The sequence below is a fragment of the Neisseria sp. P0021.S007 genome, from assembly GCF_051956855.1.
In genome coordinates this window covers 1-539 of sequence record NZ_JBQCXA010001061.1, presented here as the reverse complement: position 1 = coordinate 539, position 539 = coordinate 1, and the positions used below count along the sequence as shown (strand labels likewise).

Sequence of the window (539 nt, the reverse complement as noted above, 5' to 3'; positions counted from 1 at the left end):
GTCAATACATTGGCAGGCGGTGGAAGCCTGCTGGTATTGATGCCGACGGGTGGGGGCAAGTCGTTGTGTTACCAAATTCCCGCGCTGATGCGCGAAGGCGTCGCTATCGTCGTTTCGCCGCTGATTGCTCTGATGAACGACCAAGTGGCGAGCCTGCACGCCGCAGGCATAGAAGCAGCGGCGGTCAACAGCAGCACAACGGTGGAAGAAGCTCGTGAAGTGGCGGACAAACTCGCCCAAGGTCGTCTGAAACTGCTCTACGTCGCACCAGAGCGGCTCGTTACCGACCGTTTCCTGCGTTTTCTCGATCAGCAAACCATCAGCCTTTTCGCCATAGACGAGGCGCATTGCGTCAGCCAATGGGGACACGATTTCCGCCCCGAATACCAGCAATTAGGGCTGCTTGCCGAACGCTATCCGCAAGTGCCGCGCATTGCACTGACTGCGACCGCCGATGCGGCAACCCGCGCCGACATCAAACATTTCCTCCATCTGGAAGATCCGCCCGAATTCATCTACAGCTTTGAACGCCCGAATAT

Annotated in this window: 1 protein-coding gene; it reads left to right on the top strand. The window is 57.7% G+C overall.

Annotated elements, in window-relative coordinates; genetic code table 11:
• On the top strand, positions 1-539 hold a 539-nt coding region (locus tag ACTHUR_RS17525; protein WP_440399994.1), incomplete at both ends, for a RecQ family ATP-dependent DNA helicase.